At 42.2% G+C, this 3,007-nt stretch carries 2 protein-coding genes; both read right to left on the reverse strand.

Annotation, left to right across the window (positions count from 1 at the left end):
- Positions 1 to 1,539: hypothetical protein (locus CAG68_RS21425; RefSeq protein ID WP_237667914.1), on the reverse strand; the 1,539-nt coding region annotated here is incomplete at its 3' end.
- A gap of 12 nt (positions 1,540 to 1,551) precedes the next feature.
- The coding region (locus CAG68_RS21430; RefSeq protein WP_161441630.1) for a PAAR-like domain-containing protein at positions 1,552 to 3,007 on the reverse strand (1,456 nt) is incomplete at its 5' end.

Below are 3,007 nucleotides of genomic sequence, written 5' to 3' on the forward strand. Positions count from 1 at the left end.
GTCATAATGAGAGTTCTCAAAAATAGTTTCTTTTCCACCTAAGACTTCAAGTAAAAAACTCTTGGAAATATCACGATTACAGAAACATTTACTTTGGGTGTGATTTCCTACAAAAGGCCAATAATGCCAAAGGCTCTTATCATCGCTTAGTTGCAAATCACCATGTAAATCTTGCATCCATGAAAACTTATCTGCTCTTTCCAGTTCGAATTGCGAGAAAAGATCAAAGCTATCCATCACTTGATCGCGCCATGGGGAGTTACGGTAGTCCTCTATAGTCACAAAACCAGCGGAGCACTTAATATCTAGAGCTTCCTTTGCGGTCTGATGGATTGATTCATAAAGACTTTGTGACGACTCTGTATGCCAATCTGTAGGATGTTTCACAATAAATCGCTCAAAGTGTTTACGCTTACCGTCTAAGTATACTTTGGCATCGCGAGCAGTGAACGAGGAGAAGTCCGTTACTTGATCTTCTGTCACAGATTCAAGTAATTGCTGAATAAACGAATTACTCATATCAACGGCACCGCTACTATCGGCCCCATCGAGAACAACAAGTGGATTTTCTTCCGCATTTTTGGGAGAAATCTGTTTTTTGAAAAATTCGGGCGGCTCCTCAAAAGAGAACATCTCGATATGCACACGATTATCTTCTTTCTTAGTTCCAATTGCATCGTTACTGTACTCATGCAGTCCCATGTAACCGATATCTTCCCCAGCTGAAACCTTTATCCCCTCTCTAAATAGGAGTGGGAGTAAAGAAACCACACTACCGTCCCTAATCATTGCCGCCTTGTCCGACATCCATTTAGGTTCTGAAACTGGTTCTGATAGGACAGCAGAGGAATCTTCTAAAATGTCAAAGTCACTATTGAGACCCGAAGCAAACCAAACAATCTTGTTTAACAGTGCTTTTTCGCTACCACTTGCCGATTTACCATTCTCTACCACACGGCACTTTATCATTTTGTAGGTATTTTTGTCGATCTGGTATGGATGGGTCTCCTTCTCTTCTGCATACAGGTATTCAAGTAATGTTCCTTTAGACATCGACTGTTTTTTTTCACCAGAATTAGTAGGCACATCACTATGTTTGAAAGTGCGTACATTTCTCGCTTCTTGTAAACGGTAACGCGTGGTTATAGATGAATTGGCGCCAATATCTGAAGGTGGCGCAAGGTGCATATAAAGTGTATAGAACTTAAATACATCTTCACTATCTTCGGGGTTTACAGCCTCATGCTCGATAAGCACAAAGTTATTACTATACTTAAACTCTTGCTCTTGGTACGTTGATGTTAGGTAATCAGGATTTATGCGAAATGCCACTATTTTTCCATCAATCATCGCTTGAATAGGTCTGAGCCCTTTCCCCCACGGTAACATTTTTGATGTTAAGTGAACGCCACTATGCCAACCGTACCCTTGTCCTATTAAATAACGACCGCTCTTAGCTTGATCAAACAATTTCGTAAAATCACTGAGCGTGTAGTAAGCGTCACCTTCTCGTTGCGCTATCGGAAAAACTGCATCCATGATTTAAATGTCCTAGTCAGAAAAGTTATCGTCAAAAGTGACAAATGATGGGCGGTTCAAGTTGTTTGACTTCGTGTACACCACCGCATTAACCCTACCTAAATTAGTAGCAAAGCTAGATTGGCTCGCTATGTTAACGGTAGTCCCAAGGGCCATTGCCGATATAGAAATTAGGGTGTCATTTTTGGTTTCAAAAATTTGGCTAATGACGTCAGGAAGTGCTTGTTTGAAGTGGTTAAGTGCTTTTTTATAACCGTTTATACCCTCTTCAACAGAACTCAACGATCTTGCAGAAGCTTGGCTTTGTATGAAATCTAAACGACCGATGATTTCACTGTTTAGCTCATCGATGTATGAACAGATTTGATTGTTTATCAACGTCCATAAAACAAACTGCAAATACTTCACAGTATTCCCAGTCCCTAAAAAGCGAAGCTTCGCTAATAATTCATAGGGAGGCTCAAACACATCAGCTTGATATAAGACTCTCAATATATCGCCATTTTCGTGCACTTGCTCCAAGAGCAGTTCAACTAAAGGTTCATATTTCTCTAGCGCAGTAGTATCAGTTTGGATGTGATAAAGTGCCGAAACATAAGCATCAGAAAAATCTTTAGAGTGATTTTGACTAATCGCATAAGGAGACGATATACGGCTTTGCTCTAACACAATATCTTTAAAGTCATCATCACTGAAGGATGGGGACATCAATATGCCCCAGTCATTAGCAACCCCAACACGATCTTCCCAAAATGGCGAGCGGCGACCTGCGACAAACGTACAAAAATCATTCGGATCAGGGTAAGTTTCCGTAACAATATTTTCAGCTAAAGATTGGTTCGGGGTGTAAGAGTCTTGAGTTTCGCTGAGCACTAACCTGCATTCTTTTAGAGCGAGACCATTAACAGATGCTTTTCCGCTAGAGTCCAGCACTCCACTCCCAATGACAGCACCTGAAGGTTCGACTAAAGAAAATTGTGCATTAGAGTAAGGGAGCCCATTTGGATATTTGCATTCTATATCCAGCGTATACGTCCCTTCCTGCTCTTCAGTCACAGAAACCGATGGGTTTTGTGCGCCACCCAAACACATAGTGTTGGCTTTGTTCATGGTCATTTGATCGGACAGGCGACATACGCCCTTGCCTTCAAACTTAACCGTTGGTGAGGCTGAAATGAATTTTGCTTCAGCTTCTATCGTGCCAGAGGAAACGCCTTTTCTGTCACCGCCCGCATCGCCGGTACTTTTTGAGAACGTACTGCCCTTGATAGCGACACTGTTACCGCCATCCATAGAGACCGTCGTAGTCCCACCTGCAAGGTCTGCTGATTTAGCATTGTTGCCATAAGGGATAGGAACGACTGGCTTGCCGACCTTAGTTAAACAAACATCTGGGAGCGTTGCATTCGCTTCACCACCTGAGCCTTTATGAACTATCGAAAGTCCATTCGCACCAACTGTTACGCCC

It is taken from the genome of Vibrio sp. V42_P2S4T144 (assembly GCF_009904715.1).
Lineage (GTDB): Bacteria > Pseudomonadota > Gammaproteobacteria > Enterobacterales > Vibrionaceae > Vibrio > Vibrio alginolyticus.